22 protein-coding genes and 1 other annotated feature are annotated in these 22,957 nt (G+C 47.2%); all 22 genes read left to right on the top strand.

All coding sequences use genetic code 11. The features are described 5' to 3' along the window. The first annotated feature begins 6 nt into the window (after positions 1-6). Positions 7-972, top strand: coding sequence for a phospho-N-acetylmuramoyl-pentapeptide-transferase (gene mraY / locus V7R88_RS08485; RefSeq protein WP_054396394.1), 966 nt, complete (start codon positions 7-9; stop codon positions 970-972). 279 nt (positions 973-1,251) lie between these two features. Then, positions 1,252-2,631 (top strand): UDP-N-acetylmuramoyl-L-alanine--D-glutamate ligase, encoded by a 1,380-nt coding sequence (murD, locus tag V7R88_RS08480; protein WP_057717468.1) that lies wholly within the window; start codon positions 1,252-1,254, stop codon positions 2,629-2,631. After that, complete coding sequence (gene murG / locus V7R88_RS08475; protein WP_057717469.1) at positions 2,631-3,722, top strand: undecaprenyldiphospho-muramoylpentapeptide beta-N-acetylglucosaminyltransferase; 1,092 nt, start codon at positions 2,631-2,633, stop codon at positions 3,720-3,722. Before murD ends, murG begins: the two co-directional genes overlap by 1 nt. A 30-nt stretch (positions 3,723-3,752) precedes the next feature. Further along, positions 3,753-4,628 carry a cell division protein FtsQ/DivIB gene (locus V7R88_RS08470; protein ID WP_054396399.1) on the top strand — a complete coding sequence of 292 codons (876 nt, stop codon included), beginning with the start codon at positions 3,753-3,755 and terminating at the stop codon, positions 4,626-4,628. A 116-nt stretch (positions 4,629-4,744) separates the two neighbouring features. Further along, positions 4,745-6,091, top strand: coding sequence for a cell division protein FtsA (gene ftsA, locus V7R88_RS08465; RefSeq protein ID WP_054396400.1), 1,347 nt, complete (start codon positions 4,745-4,747; stop codon positions 6,089-6,091). Positions 6,092-6,120: 29 nt separating this feature from the next. Further along, entirely contained in the window at positions 6,121-7,404 is a 1,284-nt protein-coding gene (gene ftsZ / locus V7R88_RS08460; protein ID WP_003640854.1) for a cell division protein FtsZ, read from the top strand. A gap of 23 nt (positions 7,405-7,427) precedes the next feature. Continuing rightward, a complete protein-coding gene (locus V7R88_RS08455) occupies positions 7,428-7,850 on the top strand; it encodes a cell division protein SepF (protein WP_057717470.1) in 423 nt (140 codons plus the stop codon). An 18-nt stretch (positions 7,851-7,868) separates the two neighbouring features. Then, on the top strand, positions 7,869-8,123 hold the full coding sequence (locus V7R88_RS08450; protein WP_057717471.1) for a YggT family protein: 255 nt from the start codon (positions 7,869-7,871) through the stop codon (positions 8,121-8,123). A gap of 23 nt (positions 8,124-8,146) precedes the next feature. Continuing rightward, a complete protein-coding gene (locus V7R88_RS08445) occupies positions 8,147-8,932 on the top strand; it encodes an RNA-binding protein (RefSeq protein WP_054396404.1) in 786 nt (261 codons plus the stop codon). 17 nt (positions 8,933-8,949) lie between these two features. Further along, a complete protein-coding gene (locus V7R88_RS08440; protein ID WP_054396405.1) occupies positions 8,950-9,648 on the top strand; it encodes a DivIVA domain-containing protein in 699 nt (232 codons plus the stop codon). Between the two features lie 31 nt (positions 9,649-9,679). Beyond that, positions 9,680-9,892 (top strand) — a binding site (T-box leader). Positions 9,893-9,962: 70 nt separating this feature from the next. Next, entirely contained in the window at positions 9,963-12,761 is a 2,799-nt protein-coding gene (gene ileS, locus V7R88_RS08435; protein ID WP_057717473.1) for an isoleucine--tRNA ligase, read from the top strand. A gap of 346 nt (positions 12,762-13,107) precedes the next feature. Further along, a complete protein-coding gene (dapF, locus tag V7R88_RS08430) occupies positions 13,108-14,106 on the top strand; it encodes a diaminopimelate epimerase (protein ID WP_003645933.1) in 999 nt (332 codons plus the stop codon). Positions 14,107-14,300: 194 nt separating this feature from the next. Continuing rightward, a complete protein-coding gene (locus V7R88_RS08425; protein ID WP_003640847.1) occupies positions 14,301-14,855 on the top strand; it encodes an NUDIX hydrolase in 555 nt (184 codons plus the stop codon). After that, positions 14,855-15,106, top strand: a complete 252-nt coding sequence (locus V7R88_RS08420) for a hypothetical protein (protein WP_003640846.1) — start codon at positions 14,855-14,857, stop codon at positions 15,104-15,106. Before V7R88_RS08425 ends, V7R88_RS08420 begins: the two co-directional genes overlap by 1 nt. Positions 15,107-15,126: 20 nt before the next feature. Next, entirely contained in the window at positions 15,127-15,819 is a 693-nt protein-coding gene (locus V7R88_RS08415; RefSeq protein ID WP_003640845.1) for a 5'-methylthioadenosine/adenosylhomocysteine nucleosidase, read from the top strand. Positions 15,820-15,877: 58 nt separating this feature from the next. Further along, positions 15,878-17,038, top strand: a complete 1,161-nt coding sequence (locus V7R88_RS08410) for a cysteine desulfurase family protein (protein ID WP_054396413.1) — start codon at positions 15,878-15,880, stop codon at positions 17,036-17,038. 2 nt (positions 17,039-17,040) lie between these two features. Continuing rightward, positions 17,041-17,382 carry a DUF1831 domain-containing protein gene (locus V7R88_RS08405; RefSeq protein ID WP_003640843.1) on the top strand — a complete coding sequence of 114 codons (342 nt, stop codon included), beginning with the start codon at positions 17,041-17,043 and terminating at the stop codon, positions 17,380-17,382. A gap of 116 nt (positions 17,383-17,498) precedes the next feature. Beyond that, positions 17,499-18,623, top strand: coding sequence for a tRNA 2-thiouridine(34) synthase MnmA (gene mnmA, locus V7R88_RS08400; RefSeq protein ID WP_003644602.1), 1,125 nt, complete (start codon positions 17,499-17,501; stop codon positions 18,621-18,623). Positions 18,624-18,814: 191 nt separating this feature from the next. After that, positions 18,815-20,173, top strand: a complete 1,359-nt coding sequence (locus tag V7R88_RS08395) for a TrkH family potassium uptake protein (RefSeq protein WP_072535358.1) — start codon at positions 18,815-18,817, stop codon at positions 20,171-20,173. A gap of 9 nt (positions 20,174-20,182) precedes the next feature. Then, positions 20,183-20,845, top strand: coding sequence for a potassium channel family protein (locus tag V7R88_RS08390; RefSeq protein ID WP_054396415.1), 663 nt, complete (start codon positions 20,183-20,185; stop codon positions 20,843-20,845). A 282-nt stretch (positions 20,846-21,127) separates the two neighbouring features. Next, positions 21,128-21,859 (top strand): WxL domain-containing protein, encoded by a 732-nt coding sequence (locus V7R88_RS08385; RefSeq protein ID WP_054396417.1) that lies wholly within the window; start codon positions 21,128-21,130, stop codon positions 21,857-21,859. A 58-nt stretch (positions 21,860-21,917) separates the two neighbouring features. Then, positions 21,918-22,952: a DUF916 and DUF3324 domain-containing protein gene (locus V7R88_RS08380; RefSeq protein WP_057717474.1), complete on the top strand. Its 1,035-nt coding sequence runs from the start codon at positions 21,918-21,920 to the stop codon at positions 22,950-22,952. The last annotated feature ends 5 nt before the right edge of the window (positions 22,953-22,957 follow it).

The following is a 22,957-nucleotide window of genomic DNA, read 5'->3' as shown; positions in this document are numbered from 1 at the left end:
ATTGTTGTGAGTTTATTAGTGTGGGGTGCAACCCTAATCAGTGGTTTTATTATTGTGTTTGCGTTAATGCCGTCACTCATTCGGTATTTCCGCGCTCGTAAAGAAGGACAAATGATTCGTGAGGAAGGTCCTAAGTGGCATGAGAAAAAATCAGGAACGCCAACCATGGGGGGCTTGCTGTTCATCATCGCAATCTTAGTCACCACGCTATGGGTCGGCGGGTGGCAACATCAGCTACAACCTACCACTTGGATTTTGATGTTTATCCTTGTCTTATACGGTGCACTTGGCTTTTGGGATGACAGTATCAAGCTGTGGCGTAAACAAAACGAAGGCTTAAAGGCTTGGCAAAAATTGCTTGGTCAAGTCGTCGGAGCGGTAATTTTAACGTTAGTCTATCAACATGAACATTTGCCGATGGCACTTAGGATTCCGGGCTTCGGGATCTGGTCACTAGGGATTTGGTACATGCTCTTCGCCATCATCTGGCTAGTGGGCTTTTCCAACGCCGTCAACTTGACGGATGGGTTGGACGGCTTGGTTGCTGGTCAGGCGACTATTGCATTTGGCGCGTATGCTGTGATCGCATACGCTCAAAATCAGTATAACGTGATGTTATTCTGCTTGGCTGTAGTAGGGTCACTACTAGGTTTCTTCGTCTACAACCATAAACCGGCCAAAATCTTCATGGGGGACATGGGATCATTAGCGCTCGGTGGGGCTTTAGCTGCCGTGTCGATCCTATTACATCATGAATTATCGCTTCTTTTGATCGGTATCATTTTTGTCGTTGAAACGGCCTCGGTTATTCTCCAAGTCGCTTCGTTCAAGTTAACGGGAAAACGGATCTTTCTGATGAGCCCAATTCATCATCACTTTGAGATGAAGGGTTGGAGCGAATGGAAGATCGATATCGTCTTTTGGTCGATTGGTTTAGTGGCAGCTGTCATTAGTGTTGCCACGATTATTTAGTTCTGATTTTGCTCACACAGGCATTGTTGCCCGCGTGAGCGGTACATAATTGTTTTTTGCGGTATGACTTTATCCACTGGTGGTCACAACTGAATAGTGCCGATTCCTATCAACGCCACGATTATTTCTTAATGGTTGCGTTGCCTACCGCAGATTATGTCGTGGAACCGGTCACTGACTCATCATGAATAATTTGCTGATGACCACGGGTTGGCTCATCGGCCACATAACACGTCAATTTAAGTAACATCTACAAACATTATAGGGAGATCTTGGTTTATGAAGTCGGTTGAGCAGTATCGTAACCAAAAGGTATTGGTTCTTGGGTTAGCAAAGAGCGGGGTCAATGCCGCACGGTTGCTCCACAAATTAGGTGCGTTTGTGACCGTTAATGACAAAAAGAAATTTGATGAGAACCCGGATGCGCAGGAATTGTTGAGCGACGGGATCAAAGTTATCACGGGTGGTCACCCCTTGTCACTACTAGATGAGGATTTTAAAGTTGTTGTCAAGAATCCCGGTATTCCCTATTCCAATCCAATTGTGAGCGGGGCTCAGGAAAAGGGAATTCCAGTTATTACCGAAGTCGAACTTGCTTCACAAATCTTAGCAGGTGAGCTGATTGGTGTAACGGGGACGAACGGAAAGACCACGACGACGACGATGATCACGATGATGCTCAATCAACGCACCAATGCTGGTAAGGCCTACGTTGCTGGTAACATTGGTGTGCCCGCCTCAGCGATTGCACAAAAGGCGACGGCAGCTGATACGATGGTGACTGAACTTTCGAGTTTCATGTTGTGTGGTATTCGGACTTTGCACCCCCATATTGCAGTCATTACGAATATTTATTCGACGCATTTGGATTACCATGGCTCACGTGAGAACTATGTCAAGGCGAAGATGCGGATTACCATGAACCAAACGGCTGATGATTATTTAGTCATTAATTGGGATAGTGAAGAATGGCGGCAACTCAGTAAGCAATCACAAGCAACCGTCGTCCCATTCTCACGGCAAGCCAATACGAAAGATGGCGCCTATGAAGAGGCCGGCAAGCTGTACTTCAAGGATGAATACATTATGGATGCTGCCGATATCCGGATCCCTGGTGATCATAATGTGGAAAATGCGTTAGCAGCGATTGCCGTTGCCAAACTTCAAGCCGTCCCAACTGTAGGAATCGTTCAAGTCTTGAAGACGTTTACGGGGGTTCGACACCGGACCCAATACGTCGAGACGTATGAGGATCGGCAGTTTTACAATGATTCCAAGGCAACCAACCTGGTTTCGACCGAGATGGCTTTGAAGGGCTTTGATCAGCCGGTGATTTTACTTGCTGGTGGTTTGGACCGTGGTAATACATTCGAGAAGCTCGCGCCCGCATTAAAAGCGCACGTTAAGGCCCTGATCGTCTTCGGCGAGACAGCGGAAAAAGTGGCGGACGCTGGGCGGTTAGCTGGCATTCAAGATATTGAGTTTACGGACAACTGTGAGACAGCCGTGCCAATTGCTTGGCAACATAGTCAAGCCGGTGACATCATTATGCTATCGCCAGCCTGTGCCAGTTGGGATCAGTACCCGAACTTCGAAGTGCGGGGCGACCGATTTATTAAAGCAATCGAACAGTTAACTGGAAAGGCGGAAGAAAACTAATGCGATTAATGATTTCTGGCGGTGGGACAGGCGGGCACATCTATCCCGCACTGGCACTGATCGATGCCTTAAAGGCACATGATCCTGAAGCGCAAGTTCAGTTTGTGGGAACGCATCGTGGACTAGAGAGCCGCATTGTGCCAGAACGTGGGATCGATTTTAAAACGATCAAGATCCAGGGCTTTAAGCGTTCGTTGTCATTACAAAACGTTAAAACCGTCTATTTGTTTTTAAAGAGCGTGGTTACGGCGCGGAAGTACATTAAGGCGTTCAAACCAGATGTCGTGGTCGGAACTGGTGGCTACGTGAGCGGGGCGGTCGTTTTTGCGGCGAGCCAGATGCACATTCCAACGGTCATTCATGAACAAAATTCAGTTGTTGGGGTCACCAACAAATTTTTAAGTCGGTTTGTGGATAAAATCGCCATTTCATTTGAAAGTGCGCGGTCGCAATTTCCCGCACAAAAAGTTGTGATGACTGGAAATCCTCGCGCACAGCAAGTGGCTAACATTAAAAAAAGTGGCGCTTTGGCGCAGTTCGACCTCGATCCTGATATTCCAACGGCGTTGATTTTTGGGGGAAGTCGGGGTGCTGCGCGCATTAATGCGGCAGCAGTCGCGGCAATTCCTGAACTGAACAAACGCGATTATCAGACGTTGTTCGTCACCGGCCAAGTGCACTACGAAAAGATTCAAAATGGCTTGTCGGCGACAGCGCTCGCTCCGAATGTTAAAATCGAACCGTACATTAAAAATATGCCTGCAATCTTACCAGAGGTCGCAGTTATTCTTGGTCGTGCGGGCGCAACTAGTATTGCGGAAATTACCGCTTTAGGAATTCCTTCAATTCTAGTGCCGAGCCCATACGTGACGAATGATCATCAGACTAAGAATGCACAAAGTCTCGTGAATGCGGGAGCGGCTGAACTGATTAAGGAAGCCGACCTAACAGGAACTAGCTTAGTGGCTGCCTTAGATGGTCTGCTCCAAAGTAGCACGCATCGCGAAACGATGGCGGCTAACGCGAAGAAACTAGGGATGCCCGACGCAGCTGACCAGTTATTACACGTTTTAGAATCGGTGATCAAGTAGCACGCAGACTAGAGTGAAAGGGTGGGTGTGATGGCCATTTTTCATAAAAAGTCCAAGGATCGTGAACACCCCGAGCAGCTAACACCCTGGGAGCGATTCCAACGCGATTCGGCTGAGAACCATCGCGCAGCGCAAAAAAGTCACCACAGTTGGTCTGGTAAGCGGCTTCGAATTGGTGATAAACTACCGAAGCTTAAGTCCCAGCGGCGCCGCTTACTTTTTAAACGGGTCCTGATACTAATGGGCTGTTTTCTACTTGGTGCCGGAGTGGCCGGTTATTTCATTTCACCACTGAGCCATGTTCAGACAGTGACCGTGCATGGTAATGATCAATTATCCGCCACGCAGGTCAAGACGGCGACCAAGATCAATCCCGGAGTTGCTTTATGGTCCGTGATTGGTCACGATCAACGGACGACGAAGCGCGCTGAACATACTCAGCCGCAGATTGGCAAGGTCACGACCAAGTTAGTAGGGCTCAATGGTGTCCGGGTGACAGTGAAAGAGATTCGCATTGCGGGTTACTTATCGACCGGCCAACACTATCGGCGCATCCTGGAAAATGGGCTGATTTTGAAAGAAACCTATTCTCAACCCGGTGGTGGTTCACCGATCTATGCCAACTTTAAAAGCGGTCGCCGCTTAGCAACGATGATTGCACAGTATGCGAAGTTACCATCGGCGGTCAAACACAATATTTCTGAAATCAAATTTTCACCGAACAAGGCTAATCCCGAACGGGTCCATCTGTATATGAATGACGGCAATGAAGTGTACGCAACAATCAGTACGTTTGCTAGTAAGATGACTTACTATCCAGGGATTGCGGCGAAGATGAAAGCCAAGGGTGTTATTAATCTTGAGGTGGGCGCATACTCCTATCCGTTCAAGAATCAGAATAATTGATAGAATGCTAAGTGTGACCTTTTTAAAAGCGCTTAGGATATGGTAAACTAGGGATTAACTGGATATGTCAGCGAATCCTTGAATATTTATGTAAAATACTAGGAGGTTCCTCTATTATGGATAATTCAGGAATTTATGTCGGACTTGATATAGGGACCACCTCAATAAAAGTCATTGTTGCTGAACGTGTTAAAGGGCAAATGAACGTTATTGGTGTGGGAAGCGCACGTTCTAATGGTTTAAGTCGTGGCGTGATCGTCGATATTGATAAGGCGGCCGAAACGATTCGATCAGCAGTACGCCAAGCTGAAGAAAAAGCAAGTATCGAAATAAAAAAGGTGATTGCGGGAGTTCCCGCTAACCTGGTTAAAATTGAACGCTGTCGTGGTATGATTGCCGTGGCAGATGAGTCCAAAGAAATTAATAATGAAGATGTTCAAAACGTTGCGGCGGCTGCGTTAGTTCAGAGTTTACCGCCAGAGCGGGAAGTACTGGATGTCATCCCCGATGAATTTGTCGTCGATGGTTTTGATGGCATCAAGGACCCACGTGGCATGGTTGGGGTCCGGCTTGAAATGCACGGCACCCTGTTCACTGGTCCGAAAACAATCATTCACAATACGCGGAAGGCTTTGGAAAAGGCTGGACTGCAAATCGAACAGATTGTGATCGCGCCCTTGGCATTAAGTTCCTTAGTGCTGAATGACGGTGAACAAGATTTTGGTTCGATCATTATTGACATGGGCGGTGGTCAAACGACTGCGGCAGTTATACATGATCACCAATTGAAGTATACTTACGTTGACCAAGAAGGCGGCCAGTATATTACCAAAGATATCTCGGTCGTTTTGAATACATCGATCGAGAATGCCGAGAAGTTAAAGCGTGATTATGGCTATGCCGATGCTCAGCAGGCCTCGGATGATGAACTTTTCCCAGTTGATGTTGTTGGGCAAAGTACACCGGAGCAAATAAGTGAGCAATACTTAGCAGAAATCATTGAGGCTCGTCTAGACCAGATCTTTGATAAGGTCAAGCAGCACTTGGATGAGATTCGGGCGCTCGAGCTCCCCGGTGGCATTGTTTTAACTGGTGGGGTGGCAGCATTACCCGGTATCACTGATTTGGCGGCGCAACGTTTTGGAACGCGAGTTCGCGTCTTTACGCCTAATCAAATGGGCTTGAGGCATCCGTCGTTTGATGAGGCGTTAGCGGTCATCAAATATCAAGCGGCCTTGAGTGAAGTGACGTTACTCGTTAAGAGCGCGCTCACCGGTGATACACGTGCCAGTGTGGCGTTGGAATTTGCTGAGGCAACACCAGCACCCAGCCAACCCGCATCACAACCTAAAAAAACAACTAAGAAACAGTCTGCACCACAGGAAACGCAGGAACAGGCTGATCCAAATCATAAAGGAACTGTTGAACGGGTCAAAGGCTTCTTCAACCACTTCTTTGATTAATATCGGATAGAAATGACGGAGGAAAAAACATGGAATTTTCTTTAGATTCAACCCAGAACTCAGGGGCTAATATTAAAGTCATTGGTGTCGGTGGCGGTGGTGGTAACGCCGTTAACCGGATGATTGCTGAAGATGTTAAAGGCGTCGAATTCATCGTTGCCAACACTGATGTGCAGGCATTACAAACTTCAAATGCCGAAACTAAAATTCAACTTGGACCAAAGCTTACACGGGGATTAGGCGCAGGTTCTAATCCTGATGTTGGTTCCAAGGCTGCGCAGGAAAGTGAAGAGGCCTTGACAGAAGCGTTACAAGGCTCAGATATGGTCTTTGTAACGGCCGGTATGGGTGGCGGTACTGGTAATGGTGCGGCACCAGTTGTGGCTAAAATTGCTAAGGACTCCGGCGCGCTGACAGTGGGGGTTGTCACCCGTCCATTTACATTTGAAGGTCCTAAGCGTGCTCGTAACGCTGCTGAAGGAATTGCTCAGATGAAAGACAACGTTGATACGTTGATCATTATTGCTAACAACCGTTTGCTTGAAATCGTTGATAAGAAGACTCCAATGATGGAAGCCTTCCAAGAAGCTGATAATGTGTTACGTCAAGGGGTTCAAGGTATCTCTGACTTAATCACGTCACCAGGGTACGTTAACTTGGACTTTGCCGACGTTAAGACGGTCATGCAAAACCAAGGTTCCGCTCTGATGGGTATTGGCTCTGCTAGTGGTGAAAACCGGACGGCGGACGCGACTAAACAAGCCATTTCTTCACCATTATTGGAAGTTTCAATCGATGGTGCCGAACAAGTCTTGCTGAACATCACGGGTGGCCCCGACATGTCCTTGTATGAAGCCCAAGCTGCTTCTGACATTGTTTCCCAAGCGGCAACGACTGATGTTAACATTATCTTTGGGACTTCGATCGATGAAAGTCTTGGCGATGAAGTCCGGGTGACCGTGATTGCCACTGGTATCGATCAGAAGCAACGCGAACTCAAGATGGACAGCCAGCCTAGTCGTAGTGAAGCTAGTCAGCAACGAGGCGGCATGTTCGCAACGCCAACTGACCAGCCAGCGACGAGTGAAGCGGCCCAATCAAGTGAGTCCCAAGCTAACGACCCATTCGGTAATTGGGATATTCGGCGCGAACCGAACAATTCACGGCCAGTCAACAATGGTCAAGAATTTAACAACGTGGAAAAAACTGATTTTGATGTCTTCAATGATAACTCACAAGCTGACGATAGTAAGGATGATAACAGCGGTGATTCGCTAGATACACCACCATTCTTCAAGCGCCGGCGTAAGTAAAACGGTGAAGGGAGCGCAAGCATATGGCCGGATTCATTAGTAACTTTTTTGGTGTTGGTGATTCTGACAGTCAGTATGAGGAACCCACCGAAACTTCACAAGCGGCGGCCCCCACTGAATCAGCAGCCAATACTCGGAGCACGCCCAAGGTGGTGCCAATGCAAGGGGGCAAGTCGGTGAATAGCAAAATTGCCCTATTCGAACCGAAAATTTATTCGGATGTGAAGGAAATTGCGACGCAACTGTTGAAGAATCAAGCCGTGATTATTAATTTTGATCACGTTGATGATGAGATGGCGCGGCGAATCGTCGATTTTCTGACTGGTACAGTCTTTGCCATCAATGGTGAGATTGAACGCATCGGTGATGAGATTTTTCTTTGCATCCCTGAAAATTACGAAGTTTCTGGAAGCACTACGAGTCAGTTTGATACGAGCAAATTATAAGGAGTGAGTGGCCTGTTAGTGACGATTATTAGTCGGTTGTTTCAACTGTACCAATTAGCCATTGTGGTTTACATTTTGATGTCATGGTTTCCCGGCGCTTATAATACCCGGGTGGGCCGGTTTTTAGGCCAAATCTGTGAACCATTTCTCAGTATTTTTAGGCGCTTTATTCCCGCAATTGCCGGACTGGATTTTTCACCGATCATTGCGCTACTAGTGCTCCAATTAGCTGAGAGTGGCCTATTTTATCTGATAACTTTATTGATGTACTAAATTAAAATAACGAGGATAGTATCGTGAATGATAACTTAAAACAACATTTTCGCGATAGTGAAGCCCCATTTATTGAACAGGTTACTGGGTGGCTGCGACAAGTAGCTGATCAGTACCGACCAATCTTAACTGCGTTTTTGAACCCGCGACAAATCTACATTGCGCAAACACTGGTCAACCAGTTAGACGATGTGCGGATGCGGGCATCCGGTGGCTTTGAAGGTGCTGAGTTACAACGGATCTTATTTTACCCGGTGTATTACGAACCCGAGGCCGCCGATTTTCAAATCACACTGTTTAACATTGTTTATCCCATGAAGTTTGCGACCTTAAAGCACGGTCAAATTCTCGGTACGCTTGCCAATGCTGGTGTTGAGCGCGATGTCTTTGGTGATATCGTGACCGATGGAACGGCATGGCAATTTGTTTGCGAAACTGAAATGGCCAGCTATTTTGAGGAGCAGATCGATCGTTTTGGTAAGACGAAAGTCCACTTAACAGTGGTACCGTTGTCAGCGGTGATTACACCGGAAGACGACTGGGAGGCTGTCACCACGACGGTCAGTTCACTACGTGCGGATAGTATCATTAAAGCGGCGTTCAACTTGTCGCGGCATCACGCCAAGGAATTGATCGAAGGTGCTAAGGTTCGGCTGAATTGGGCTGACTTGCCGAAAGCTGATTACGAGCTAGCATTGTTAGATATGCTGAGTGTGAACCATTACGGTCGTGTCCGACTTGCCGAAATTAGCGGTGAGACCAAGAAAGCGCGGCTGCGAATAACGTTAAATATTATTCATAGTAAATAGATATTGGAGGAATTCTAATGGTGTTAAGTCCAGATGACATTCATAACAAAGAGTTTTCAACGAAACTGCGTGGTTACAATATTGACGAGGTTAATGATTTTCTAGAACAAATTATTAAAGATTATCAAATTACCTTGAAACAAAATAAAGACCTCCAAGAACGGCTTGACTCGAGTGAAGGTAAATTGAAGTATTTCAATGAATTGAAAGATTCCTTGAATCAATCTATCTTAGTCGCTCAAGAAGCGGCCGATAAAGTGAAGACGAACTCTAAGAAGGAAGCCGACATTATCACTCGTGAAGCTCAGAAACAAGCGTCTGACATTGTGAGCGAAGCAACCGACAAGTCGAACCAAATGATTGACGAAGCCTCCCAAAAAGCCAAACGATTATCTGTCGAAACTGATGACTTGAAGAAACAAACACGGGTTTTCCGTCAACGTTTGCAAGTGATGTTAGAATCGCAGTTAGAAGTGGTTAAGAGCAAGGATTGGGATCAACTACTTAGCGAAACGAATACGGCTGATTATGCCGAAATTCAACACGTTTTAAAGGAAGATAGCCTTGACAACTCGGGTGATGCGAGCGTAAACTCAGAAGCAACCGTTGAAATTACGGAAGCAACGAGTGGTGAGACCCCCGTTGCGGACGGTGGCGATCAAGTCCAACAACAGACGGTGGTTATCTTCCCTGATGATGACAACGCTAATAATTAGTTAGGTCATCACGGGGTACAATTGAAGCGAATTGAATGTATTGAGGAGAACAGTAAACGATTAACTAATACGCCCAGAGAGCTGCCGGTAATGGAAAGGCGGTCGTCCCTTAGATAGTCGCAGATCATCTCCGAACGTCACCCTGAATGGAGTAAGGGTGGCCGGTCCATGGACGTTAACCATGCTAAGAGAGAATTTAAACAATTCTAAAATTGGGTGGTACCACGATAACTTCGTCCCTGGGTGGACGAAGTTTTTTTGTGTCTAAAAATTCAATGACGATTGTTTGATAAAAAATTTTAAGGAGTGAGAATATGCGCGTTAAAGAAACGTTAAACCTCGGTAAGACCAAGTTTAAGATGCGTGGAAACTTACCGGTCAAAGAAGTTGAACGGCAAAATGTGTGGGCTGAAAATAAAGTCTACGAACAACGGCAAAAATTGAATGAAGGTAAGCCAAGCTTTATCTTACACGATGGCCCACCATACGCGAATGGTGACATCCACATGGGACACGCCTTAAATAAGATTACGAAGGATTTCATCGTCCGTTACAAGTCGATGAATGGTTTCCGGGCACCTTACGTTCCTGGTTGGGATACCCATGGGCTACCAATCGAACAGAAGTTAAAGCAAGCCGGTTACGATCGTAAGAAGATGACGGACAATGAATTCCGTGAACTCTGTCGCAAATACGCGTTAGAACAAGTCGATCGTCAACGTGATGAGTTTAAGCGCTTAGGTGTTGCTGGTGAATGGGACAACCCATACTTGACGTTAAAGCCAGAATTTGAAGCGGCTCAAGTGCGCGTCTTTGGTGCGTTTGCTAAGCGTCACCTGATCTACCGGGGCCAAAAGCCCGTCTTCTGGTCATGGTCGTCTGAATCGGCTTTGGCAGAAGCTGAAGTAGAATACCATGATGTGACGTCGCCATCCGCCTTCTACGGTGAACACGTCATTGATGGTAAGGGTGTCTTAGATGATGATACTTACATGGTTGTTTGGACGACGACCCCTTGGACGATTCCAGCTTCAGAAGGAATCACCATCGATGCAAGTTTTGACTATGTCGTGGTGCAACCGGCTGGCGAAAGCCGTAAGTTTGTGCTCGCGGCCGAATTATTGGACGAAAATGCCGAACGGTTCGGTTGGGAAGACGTTCAAGTGCTTCAAACGGTCAAGGGTGCGGAACTCGAAAACGTTTTATGCGAACATCCTTTTGACAGTAGTCGTCAATTAGTGACGATGTTAGGTGATTTTGTCACGCTTGATTCCGGGACTGGGCTAGTGCATACTGCGCCTGGTTATGGGGAAGATGACTACCGGATTGGTAAACAATACGACTTGCCAATCTTTGCCCCCGTTGATAACAAAGGGGTCTTAACGGCAGAAGCTGGCGAAGATTTTGCAGGCGTCTTTTACGATGACGCTAACAAGATTGCACTGGATAAGTTAAAGGCTGCCGGGTTATTGCTGAAATACATGCCATACGAACACAGCTATCCATTTGACTGGCGGACTAAGAAGCCAATCATCTTCCGGGCAACGCCGCAGTGGTTTGCTTCCGTTGGTGATATGCGTGATGAGATCCTTAAGTCAATGGATGACGTTGAATTCTTCCCAGAGTGGGGTAAAAAGCGTCTTTACAACATGATTCGTGACCGTGGTGACTGGGTCATTTCACGGCAACGTGTTTGGGGCGTGCCACTTCCAATCTTCTATGCTGAAGATGGCACTGCCATCATGGACGAAGAAACCATCAATCACGTAGCTGATTTATTTGGCAAGTATGGTTCGAATGTTTGGTTCGAACGTGACGCCAAGGACCTCTTACCAGATGGCTATACCAACGAACATTCACCAAACGGTACCTTCACTAAGGAAACCGATATTATGGATGTTTGGTTCGACTCTGGTTCATCACACCAAGGTGTCCTAGCCGAACGTCCATACCTCGACTATCCAGCCGACCTATACCTCGAAGGTTCTGACCAATATCGTGGTTGGTTCAACTCTAGCTTGATCACGAGTGTGGCTGTTTCTGGACATGCCCCATACAAGCAAGTCTTGTCACAAGGCTTCACGTTGGATAATCAAGGTCGTAAGATGAGTAAGTCACTGGGCAACACGATTGCGCCAGCTGATGTTATCAAGCAGATGGGTGCTGAAATCGTTCGGATGTGGGTCGCTTCAGTGGATACCAGTTCCGACGTTCGGGTCTCAATGGAAAGCTTTAAGCAAGTAGCCGATTCCTACAAGAAGTTCCGGAATACGGTACGCTTCATGTTAGGCAACACCGCAGACTTTGATCCGAAGACCAACCGCGTGGCTTATGAAGATTTAGCAAGTGTGGACCAGTACATGGAAACACGGTTGAACGAATTCGTAGCTGAGACGAAGGACCATTACGATCATTATGATTTCTTGGATATCTACAAGAAGTTGATCAACTTCTTGACGGTTGATTTATCAAACTTCTATCTCGATATTGCCAAGGATATTATGTACATTGATGCCGAGGATAGCCATTCACGGCGGTCGATGCAAACGGTCTTCTACGATGTTTTGGTTGCCTTGACGAAGCTCTTCACACCAATGCTGCCACACACGACTGAAGAAATTTGGCCATTCTTGAAGGAACCAGAAGAATTTGCGCAATTAGCTGAGATGCCAGCTGTTCAAAATTATGCGAACAGCGACGAGTTGATGGCTCAATGGACGCGGTTCATGGATCTTCGGAGTAACGTCTTAAAGGCGTTGGAAGAAGCCCGGGATGCTAAGTTGATTGGTAAATCCTTGGAAGCACACTTGGATTTGTATGTTGATGATGATACGCAAGCCTTCTTAGATCATCTGAACACTAATGTTCGGCAGATGCTGATGGTTTCAGCATTAGATCTACACGCGTTAAGTGACGCGCCTGAAGACGCAGAAACATTTGGTGACACGTTAGCCATCAAGGTCGGCCATGCTGACGGTGACGTTTGTGATCGTTGCCGAATGGTTAAGACCGATGTTGGCAGTGACGAGGCTTATCCGATGTTATGTGCACGGTGCGCCGCAATCGTTCGTGAAAACTACCCTGAATCAGTAACAACTGGTTTGGAAGCTTAATCTGAATTAAATTTAGCGTGAGTCTTGATAACTTATGAAAAGTGCCACTAATCAGTCGAACGGGACTGATTGGTGGCACTTTTTTTGCTGATAGCCAGGCTTCTGGATTGGGCAGCAGACTTTAATGCTGGATGATCAGGGCGGCAACGGGCCAAAAAGCGGTGTTATTTTTTGACTCAGTATTTTGGAGGCAATCTTTAATAGTTATTGAGAACATACAGTTGTTGCGCAGGACTTCGAATGGTTATTATGAGAAATGGTCCTTTGCAATTGAATTTTCATGAAAAAGTCAGTATGATAATGAAGTAGTTTAAATTAAGGTCGATTTTATATAGATAGGATGTTGATGGCTGTGAAAATGATCAAGGTACACGGTTCTGGTAACGATTTTTATTTATTGGATCAAACACAATTTCAAGCACCGTTATCGGATGCGGATTTGAAGCAATTGGCAATTAACATTTGTAAACGTGACGGCGCAGGTTTGTACGATGGCGCTGATGGCGTGTTGGTTGTTGATAAATCAGAACATCCACAAGTACTTGGTCGGATGCGGGTCATTAATGCGGACGGGACGGAAGCTAGCATGTGCGGTAATGGGCTACGGACCGTTGCTCGTTATTTGGGCACGCAAAATAGTCAGGAAGACTTCCGGGTTCAGACGATGTATGCGGACTTAAAGGTGCAGGCCGTTGCTGATTTTGCGGCCCACGTCCCAGCTTACAGTGTTGAAATTTCACCCGTAACTTTCGACGCGCAGACACTTGGCATGCATGCGAATAACGATGCGACGACAATTATTAATGAAAAGATTCCAGCGCTGTCTGCTGACTTGAAATTCTCAGCTGTGGCGGTGCCTAATCCGCATTTGATTGCGTTCGTTGACCATGATACGTTGGTTGGCCCCGAATTAGGACGTATCGGTGAATGGATGAATGATGGTAAAAACCAAATTTTCCCTGATGGCGTCAACGTTAGTTTTGTGGAAGTCTTAGGACCAAATTCAATTTTTGTACGCACGTTTGAACGCGGGGTTGGTTTTACCAATGCTTGTGGGACGGCGATGTCGGCTTCCTCATTGATGTACGTGTTATTACACCAAGAAAGTACCGATTTTAATCAAGAAATCCACGTCACCAATCCTGGTGGGATGGTCAAAACCGTTGTTCACCAAGGTGCCGATGAAGAATACTGGATGGAATTGATCGGTAACGCGACGTTCGTCCGGATCGTGACTTTGCCATTAGAAGATGCGCTTCAGGGCGACTACAGCCCAGCTACCGCAACGGAAACTGGTGAGCAGGTTGCTTATGAAGATTTTGTCGCTAACCTTGCAAAGGCCTAATGGCGATTAGTGTCAATTGGTCCGCTTGATTTTAAGAATTGGAAAAATGGGTTAAGGAGCCAAATTGGTCGCTCGTTAGCCCATTTTTTGCGGGTTCGTTAAAATTACCGAAATCGCCCAGTTGAAAATTGCAATCGAGCTAAAAAATCGGTATCCTTATTGAGAGAGCAGACACTGAAAGGGGTTCTTGATCAATGACATTTGAGGAACGGGTTCAGAGTCGTCAGTTGGTTTATCAAGGCGGGTTGGTACAGGTCGAACGACAAGAAGTCACTTTACCAGATCAAACGACGGCAACACGTGAAATTGTGCGACACCAGCCGGCCGTCGCGATGCTGATGATTACCGCGCAACATAAAATGATTGTTGAACAACAGTGGCGCGCTGCAACCGGTGGGCTGACCGTCGAGATTCCAGCTGGTAAGGTCGAATCCGGTGAGACCATGGACCAGGCGGCCGTCCGCGAATTAAATGAGGAAACACGATTGACAGCTCAGCACTTAGAAGCAGTCGCCCAATTCTACACGTCACCCGGGTTTACGGACGAACTAATGAAGTTGTACGTTGCTACCGGTCTGAGTGCGGTTGCAACGGCATTCCCACAAGACCCTGACGAACAAATTAGGCTCATCAAGCTGGACCTCGCGACGGCTGTCAGTCAAGTTCAGACTGGTCAGATTCAGGATGCCAAAACCGTAATGGCGATTTGGTACTGGCAAAGTCACCCTGAGTTAGGAGTTGAAGCATAGTGGCAGATGATGATCGACTCACCAGACAGCAATATCGACAACAACGTAGCCAGCCAACTGGTCACGATACTCAGGAGCAAGAATCACCAACGGCCGAACCCAGTGCATCCAGACAAGCGTACGCTGCTGAGAACAACCGGGCTGTTGAAGAAGCCAAGACGAAACGGCTAGCCCGCAAATTGAATTGGGCGATTGCTGGACTAGTCGTTGGGATTATTATTGTCTTTTTAATTTTATTTTTAACACCATAGAAAGTAGGCGCTAGGCTCACATGAAATTTGGAATTATTTGTGCGATGGAAGAAGAACTTAAAACGTTACGGGACGCTTTGCAAGACGAAAAGATCGTTAATATTAAGGATATTACGTTCTATGATGGGACAATTGATCAGCAGGAAGTTGTCTTAGTGCAATCGGGCATTGGTAAAGTGCAAGCTGGTATGACTACGGCTTTAATGATTACTAACTTTGATGTGGACGTTGTCATCAACTCTGGTTCTGCAGGTGGGATTGGCGCTGGTTTGCATGTCGGTGACGTTGTCGTAGCTAAGGCAACTGCTTATCACGATGTTGATGCGACGGCCTTTGACTACGAATATGGCCAATTACCACAACAGCCACTATACTACGAAACGGATGCCAATTGGGTAAAGCAAATCATGGCGGCGGCCAAGGCAACCGGTTTGAATGCCAAGACTGGACTGATTGTTTCCGGTGACCAATTTATCGCAGGTAAGGCGGCTACCGATAAGATTTTAGCACACTTTCCAGAAGCACTATCTAGTGAAATGGAGGGCGCCGCAATTGGTCAAGCTTGTCACCAGTTCCAGACGCCATATGTGGTGATTCGCGCGATGTCCGATGTCGGTGATGAAAATGCCGGTGTTAGTTTTGACGAATTTATCCTGGAAGCGGGTAAGCAGTCCGCAGCGATGTTACTTGCATTATTTGCGGCGCAAAATTAGTCAGATGTATCGCAGCGATGCTAATAACTAAGAATTATTTAGAAGGAAGTATGATGTAATGAAGCAAGTGTACCTAGACAATGCGGCAACGACCCCAATGGCAGCGTCCGTTATTCAGACGATGACGGATCAAATGACGAATACGTTTGGCAATGCCTCAAGCACCCACGCATTCGGTCGGGCCGCCCGTGAAGTTTTAGACGATAGTCGGCACGTGATTGCCCAAAGCATTAACGCAGCTGACGATGACATTATCTTTACCAGTGGTGGTACAGAAAGTGATAATACGGCGGTGATGCAGACCGCGTGGACGCGCCAACATTTAGGCAAGCATATTATTACGACGGCAATCGAACATCAAGCAATTCTTAAATCGACTGCTTTTTTGGCAGAACATGGGTTTGAGATTACTTATTTACCCGTGAATGAACAGGGACAAATTAGTCTGGATGATTTGAAGGCGGCACTACGTCCTGATACGATTCTCGTCTCAATCATGACCGGGAATAATGAAGTTGGTTCACAGATGCCAATCCATGAAATTGGTGAATTGTTAAAGGATCACCAGGCATGGTTCCATACGGATGCAGTGCAGGCCTACGGGTTGTTGGATATTGATGTGCAACGGGATCATATTGATATGTTGTCCACCTCAGCACATAAAATCAATGGGCCTAAATTCTTGGGCTTCTTGTATAAACGCAATGGCATTAACTTCCCTAGCTTTGTCAAGGGTGGCGAACAGGAAGATAAGCGCCGTGCCGGTACTGAGAACATCCCGGCAATCGCGGGCTTTGCCACGGCCGTGCAAGAACTGACGACCGCTGAGAAGGCCCACCGGCAGGCTAAGTATCGTGAGTTCAAGCAATACATCGTTGACCAGTTAACGGCTAACGGAGTTGATTTTGAAGTCAACGGGTCACTCGGTGAGCATAACTTGCAACACGTTTTGAACTTATGGATCAAAGGGGTATCGACCTATACAATGCAAACTAACCTGGACTTAGGTGGTGTTGCAGTATCTGGGGGCTCTGCATGTACGGCGGGGAGCCTAGAACCATCACACGTTTTAATTGCAATGTTTGGCGAAGACTCACCTCGGATCAGTGAGTCGATTCGGTTGAGTTTTGGCCGCTATACGACGAAAGCGGATCTGGATCAGTTTGTTACGGTGCTGACGAAGACGACGCAGCGCTTATTAAAAAAGCAGGGGGCGTGACGATGGCATACACAACAACGGTTAAACTAGATGGGGATACTAAGACGTATACGCTGAGTCCAACGGTCAAGAAATACACGTTGATGGATTTGGGTTTTGTGAAGGGTCGCTCGGGCGCGTTTAGTTTTGAACGTTCCTTGGATCCCACTTCACCTTATCAAGCAGCTTTTAAGCTGAAGATGACAGTTAACGCGGACTTGACTGGGTTTAAGATGACGACGGTAACGGGCAATGGTGTCCAACGGGCAAATATCTTCAAAAATGACGCCCATCCGGAGGCCGTTGAACAATTACGGTATATTTTAGCTAACTTTATTGAACGCGATGTCCTCACGACGGACTAATCAGGGAACGCCTGGCTTGCAGCCGGCGTTTTCTTTGTTATAATGGAACTTACTGGACTTGTACGACCTTCAAATCGTGGATTCTCCAGAATCTTTTGGAAATGATGGTGAAAAGTATGACTGATCACAGTAACACGCGTGTCGTTGTCGGCATGAGTGGTGGTGTTGATTCATCCGTGGTGGCGTTGCTCTTGAAGCAGCAAGGTTACGACGTGGTGGGCGTGTTTATGAAGAACTGGGACGATACGGACGAAAATGGTGTCTGTACCGCGACCGAAGATTATAAAGACGTTGCCAAAGTGGCGGATAAGATTGGGATTCCTTATTACTCGATTAACTTCGAGAAGGAATATTGGGACCGGGTCTTCACGTACTTCTTAGACGAATACAAGAAGGGCCGCACACCGAACCCCGACGTTATCTGCAACAAAGAAATTAAGTTTAAGGCGTTTCTAGATTACGCGATGGATTTAGGGGCGGACTACATTGCTACTGGTCACTATGCGCGGTTACAGCATGATGAAGATGGCACGATGCACCTCTTGCGTGGCGTTGACAGTAACAAGGACCAAACTTATTTCTTGAGTCAGCTGGATTCAAAGACCTTACAAAAGGTGATGTTCCCACTCGGCGAAATGGTGAAGCCTGATGTTCGTAAGCTTGCTTTAAACGCGGGCTTAGCAACTGCTAAGAAGAAGGACTCCGTTGGGATCTGCTTCATTGGCGAAAAGAACTTCAAGGAATTCCTAGGCCATTACTTACCAGCAACGCCCGGTAAGATGATGACTTTCGATGGTCAGGTGAAGGGTGAGCACGCCGGGCTGATGTATTACACGATCGGCCAGCGCCGCGGACTTGGTATTGGTGGTGATGGCGAGGACAACGAGCCATGGTTCGTGGTCGGCAAAGATCTGAAGAAGAATATTCTGTATGTTGGCAAGGGTTACCATAATCCGCACCTGTACGCGACCCACTTAAAGGCGTCCGACTTACACTTTGTGACTGATGAAGACTTAGGTAATGACTTCCACGTGACGGCGAAGTTCCGTTACCGGCAAAAAGATTCCGGTGTGACGGTGCATTTTAATGATGACCACACGGAAGTTACCGTAACTTTTGACGATCCAGTTCGGGCGATTACTCCTGGACAAGCCGTTGTTTTCTACAACGGTGAGGAATGCTTAGGTTCCGGCATGATTGACGCGGCTTATAATGATGAGCGCGTCTTGCAGTATGTTTAGTTTATAATTGATTGACCGCTGATCAGCTTGGCTTGATCAGCGGTTTTTATTGTGGGACAAATCGGAGCGGCCGTTGCTGGTGCACGTCAAAGCGGAGTGGGACTTGCTTTTCTCGCCTAGGTTGATTAAGCTAAATGGAGTGTGATCAATCGGACGGATTGGTTGAAATCAATAAGTTGTTGCGGGATGGAATGATAATGAAAAAATTAGCACATTTTAGACTTTTTGATACGCTATCTAAGAAAATGGTAGCCGGGTTTATTGTATTAATTCTGATTGGGACGGTCTTGCTGAGTCTTCCATGGGCGACACCGGCAAATGTACACACATCGTTGATCGATGTGCTGTTTACGTCGGCTTCAGCAACGTGCATCACTGGCTTGACCGTCGTCAATACGGCCGCGCACTGGACGACGTTTGGGCAGTTGGTGATTCTTGTACTTTCGGAAGTCGGTGCGTTGGGCTACATGACTTTTGCGGTACTGCTCTTTAATATTATGCGTCGTCAAATTGGTCTCTCCACGCAGTTGATGGTCAAAGCGTCTTTAAACCTAGAACGATTGAGTGATACCAAAAGTGTCATGAAGTATGTCGTTGGTTTGTCACTGCTCTTCCAGCTAGGTGGTTTCGGGTTGCTGGCAGTCGATTTTGTGCCTCGATTTGGCTGGCGTCACGGACTGTACGTTTCTCTGTATCATGCGGTCATGTCATTTTGTAATGCCGGTTTTGATGTGTTTGGCGATAGTCTGCAAGGTTTTCGTGATGATCCGTACGTCCTGACGGTCACAATGGTCCTAATTATTGCGGGTGGTCTCGGGTTCCTAGTTTGGCGGGACGTGCTGTTGTACCACACGCGCAAACGACTGACATTAAATTCCAAGCTGACACTCCTGACAACCTTCAGTTTATTTGTCATCGGTTTTGTCTTGTTGTTGATTACTGAGCGGGACTTAGCGCTACTCCCAAATGGGATGTCATGGGTCAACCGCACGATCAATACGCTGTTTTTGAGTGTCACGCCCCGAACCGCTGGTTTAATCACGATGCCCACGCAAGGGTTGCAGGCGGGGAGTTTATTGGTCATTATGATTCTGATGTTTGTCGGTGGGACGCCGGGATCGACTGCTGGTGGGATCAAGACGACGACGTTTGGCGTCTTGATGTTCCAAAGCATTGCCCAGCTTCGTGGTCGCCGTGATGTTGAGTTCAGTCACCGTCGTTTTAGTCAGGAGAATATTAATCGGGCGTTAATGCTGATTTTCTTGGCCAGCATTGTGTTAACGGTAGCAACGCTGATTTTGACGCAGACCGAAAAAATTCCGAAGGGGTTCGGCTTGGAATACGTTTTGTTTGAAGTGTTATCAGCATTTGGGACCGTTGGACTCAGCTTGGGATTGACACCCAACCTGACTTTAATTGGGAAGATTGTCATCATGATGTTAATGTTTATTGGTCGGGTCGGCATTTTTACATCACTTTACGCGCTGTCCAGACGTCAGGCTAGGGTTAATTTGATTCGTTACCCGGCAGAAAATATTTTGATTGGTTAGGTGGGGAACATGCGAAAAAGTTTTGCAGTATTTGGTCTAGGACGGTTTGGTGAGAGTGTCGTTCGGGCGCTTGCCGCCGCTCATCAGGATGTCTTGGCCGTTGATATTAAAGAAGAACCAGTTAACGAGCTGATGGACGTCGCCACACAGACAATGATTGCTGACACTCGCGATGAGCAAGTGCTGCGTGACCTGAACGTCGATACGTTTGACTACGTGATTATTGGTATCGGCAATAATATGGAAGCCAGCATCCTGACCACAATGTTGAGTAAGGAGCAGGGGGCTAAAAAAGTTATCGCCAAAGCTGAAACCAGTGATCAGGGGCGGGTCCTGGAGCGGGTCGGCGCTGACCAAGTCGTCTTTCCAGAACGTGATATGGGTCAGGGCATTGCCCACCGCATCCTTTCCAACCATATTTTGAACTTTATTGACTTAAGTGATGAGTATACGTTGGCCGCAATTGAAATCACGGATCCGAACTTTGTTAATCAGAATCTGATCGATTTAAAGATCCGACAGCGGTTTGGCCTGACTGTAATTGCAATCAAACACGATAAGCACATTGACGTTTCACCCAAGCCGACGGATATGATGGCGCTCCATGATGTGATTACCGTAGTTGGTCCAGTCAAGGGTGTCATTGCGCTGGATGAGGCGTTAAAAAAATAAATGAATTAATTATGCAAAAACATCAAGGAAAACGGGCCTTGATGTTTTTTTGTGCGCCAATAGTTGTTGGTAGCCCCTCATTTGGCTGGTTGGTGTCGGGCGTCTAATTAATATGGAAAGTTAATGAATCAAAACATAGCCCGCAGTTTCGATTGGTATACATGCTAAACTATGGTTGGCGTCAGGGGAAGAGGACGGTGAAAGCGGAATCATAAAGTGATTAGTAAACTAATATGGTAGCAGGCGACTGGAAAAGCAGTCGATTGAGAAGGAGGAAGCAACATGCGAACTTTTAAATTAATGACCGGGTTAAGTGGTGGCGTGACTTTACTATCACTGGCACTAATGCCCTTAGCGGCATTAGCGGCCGGACCCGGAACAGCAAGCAACAATTTGACGACAGTCTCGTCTGGTTATGTTGCGGATAGTACGGGTAATGCGGAAGCGTTATCGAATGCCCAATTTACGGTCATGCCTGGTGAATTAACGTTGGATGCCGTACCAAATATTGCGTTAGGTTCGACGAACGTCAAAAACATTGCATCGACCGCTACAACGTTAAATGCGACAAGTAGTAACACGTCAGGCGGCAACGGCTATGATGGCAATGGTAGTGGGACCTTAAACGTCAGTGACTTTCGGGGGAATCATGCTGGCTGGACATTGACAGTTGGGATGGGCCCGTTCAGCGCAGGCGCAGCCAAAGTCGACTCCGCCACGTTGAATCTGAATATGACTAAGGGTGCCGCTGATAATGCGAATACTGCGGCACCAACCGCGTTAAGTTTGAATCAAAGTGAAGTGACCAACGGGTGGGTCACAAGCCCGCAAACGTTATGGAATGCCGCTGCAGATACCGGTGAAGGATCCAACTCAGCGACGACCGCGACCAGCAGTTCGTTACAAGTCGGTAAACAGTCTAATATCTCTGCTGGAACGTACACGGCAACGCTCTACTGGACGCTACAAAATGCGCCAGCAGCGGCGGCAGCAACACCAAAAGCAGCTTCATAGGTTCAACCGGTCGTCACGCGTCGCTAGTCAATGATTAAGTGAAGTGGGGGTGTTTAGAATGCGATGGAAACAAATCGGTCAGTGGTGGTTATTAGTGTTGGCATTGCTACTAGGCGGGCTTTTAGGGTCATTACCTGGTCAAGCGGCGTCTAACACACCCGCATCGGGTTTTATTCTGACACCCCTACTGCCCAAGGATCAACTAGATAAGCAGGCGGGTTACTTTAATATGAAGGTCACGCCGGGAACGACGTCAACGTTCAGAGTCTCCGTCAGCAATCCTGGTAAATCAGCAATTACGTTGCAGGTAACACCAGTCAACGCAACGACCTCAGATGCAGGCAGCGTCGCGTACGTGCCGTCTAAGCGGCATGATCCATCTGCCACGACGACGTTTACTGACATGACGTCAAGTGGCGTCGTAGTTAAGTTAGCGGCTCATCAAGCGAAAACGGTGGCTTTTAAGACCACGATTCCCAGGTCTGGCTTCCAAGGGGAGGTGCTAGGTGGCCTCTTTGTCACCAATCCAACCGCTAATGCGGCCAGACCAACGACGAGTCAAGGTTTTATGTTGAAGAACCGCTATGCCGAAGTTACCGCGGTGGCGCTTTGGTGTCAGCCGCAAGTGACGATCCCAGTTAAGTTAGCCCTCGATGAGGTTAAGGTGACGCCCACTAACGGGCAACCAGTACTCTTTGCCAAGCTCCGTAATCTGACGCCGACACTTTTTGGACAACTCAAAATTCAAGCACGCGTTATTCAACGCGCGACGGGAAAAACCGTTGCCACGCAGCAGCTTAAATCAGGATCAATGGCACCGAACAGCTGGTTTAATTATCAGATTGCGTTGGGTACGCAAAATTTAGCCGCGGGAAAGTACCGACTAAAATTGCATCTGACGAGTGGCCAACGTGTCTGGAATTTCACCCGTGACTTTACCTTGACTGCAGAACGGGCCCAACAACATAATCATCATTTGGTTGGGCCACGGAAGGTCAACTGGTGGCTGTGGGGTGCTGTGGTGCTAGTCGTTCTCCTGGCACTTCTAATGGCGGCGTACTGGTTTGGCCAGCGGCGTTCGCGTAAGGAGTGAGGAAC

The sequence above is a fragment of the Lactiplantibacillus argentoratensis genome (assembly GCF_037290055.1).
In the GTDB taxonomy this organism is placed as follows: Bacteria; Bacillota; Bacilli; order Lactobacillales; family Lactobacillaceae; genus Lactiplantibacillus; species Lactiplantibacillus plantarum.
This window is presented reverse-complemented; position numbering and strand designations above follow the sequence as displayed.